Annotated in this window: 1 pseudogene; it reads right to left on the bottom strand. The window is 41.5% G+C overall.

What is annotated here, in order from left to right:
- Positions 1–1,681: 1,681 nt before the first annotated feature.
- Positions 1,682–1,803, bottom strand: a pseudogene (locus tag AK963_RS32755) (IS1595 family transposase); the annotation flags it as partial.

Here is a 1,803-nt window from a genome sequence, read left to right as displayed (position 1 = left end):
GATCATCCTGAGTTTTAATCTGACTGGCTATTTGATCTACCAGTTTTTCGTTGATTTCAACGCTCATTGTTATTCTCCATTTTGGAGTATTAACGACAAGCGTTTACACAATTTAAATTACATTCCCTTTTCGTAACTTATATCCTGCTCAACAGCCCAATTACATACCAATACCCGAAAAATTTTGGCAACCACAGCAAACACTACTTTGTCAGCAAGTGGTATCAAAGTATTCGCACCCCATACCTATTTATAATGCAGCCTGTTCTGCATCTGCTGTACCTGAGCAGCCAAGCACTGTCCCACACCTATATCCAGTAAATTCCGAAGCGCCAGTTTATTACCTTTACCCACCACCACCGGTTCCCACAGTACATGGAGGTACAATGTATTTCCCTCTTAAGAACCCTGCAAATGTCACTACACAACCGAGTCAGAATGGCTGTTCAATTACCCAGCCAACCTATAGAGAAGCTGTAACATACCCTGTTGGGCCTGTCCGATATATACAAAACCCCGAAGAAGCCTCGCAGTACTACCCGGAATACCCCCAATACTCAAGAGACACTGCTTTCGCAGCTGCAAGTACTTTCCCAAATACAGCTTTACCTCATGTCAGCGCTGAAATGAGTAATACCGATAGTAACCTCTATTGTGAAAGCCAAACGGCAGGTGCCATGACACAAACTTTTAGTCCTCTCAGGATCCCCCCAAGTGTTTCCTCTCAGGATTTTCAATGCATTCCAGAAATTCCAGCTGATCTACAATCAATTCAAACGGCCGAAAAAGACGAGCAGCATAAGACTCTCCCTCAAGCTTCATTAGATAACCCAGAGAAAACAGAAACTGAATCAACAGATACACCTATTCAGCCAAGCTGTTCGAGCAGAGATATAGTTAAAGAAACTCCTTATGAAAAAACAACATTGAAAAGCATGGTTGATTCATTGGCACCAGCAACATCAATGCCTCTTACAACTGAACCTGAATTTATAAATCCTTTAGAACTTTCATCAGCAGAGCTACGAAAAATCGAACACTTTCTTTCAGAATCTGAATCCGTTTCCCCCATAGATTTGATTTCTTATAATGATGGGGAAACATTTTCTTATCATCCTTCTTTTTCATCGGTTAGAAAACAAGATACCTATATGGGGGTTATTATTACCCAAAAAGACAATAGTCAAATAGAAAAAAATTTACATTGCTCAGCCAGATTCTCACACACCAGAGATTTTACGCCCTGTATTGACGGGGCAACATTTTCTTATCGCCCTTCTTTTTCATCAGTCAGAAAACTGGATCCCGATATAGAAATTCTTTTTACCGAGAAAGACAGGAATCAAAAAGAAAAGCATTTACAAAGCCTGGCCAGATTTATGGGTAACCTTCCAAGCTTTAAAGAAACCAGCCAGAAGTTTCTGGAGGCTAAAACCCTCTTTACGAGCAGGTCAAAGAAAAAAAAGCGGTCAAGGGCAAAGCCTCCTACCTCGAGCCTTACACCTGAAATCTACATTGATCGAGTAATGTGTCCCGTTAAAAAAGGCAAAGTCGTTTTTTGCCAAATGCATGCTGGCCCATTAAAACCCTATATCGTTCCCCATCTGGCAACGCCAGCATTAAAAACTCATTTAATGAGTATCGACAGCCACCTCAGAAATATACTCAAACTTGAACCTGATTACCACTGTACCTCAGCCAGCTTGAGAAGCCTTGCTGGCATGGGGCAAGTTCGTGCAGCCATGTAACCCAACCTTGACACCATTGCTTTCAAATCAAAGCGCCGGTTGAATCGATAACAAT

This window comes from Endozoicomonas atrinae, assembly GCF_001647025.1.
Classification (GTDB): Bacteria; Pseudomonadota; Gammaproteobacteria; order Pseudomonadales; family Endozoicomonadaceae; genus Endozoicomonas; species Endozoicomonas atrinae.
Note: the sequence above shows the minus strand (reverse complement) of the source record. Positions and strands in the feature narration are given on the sequence as shown.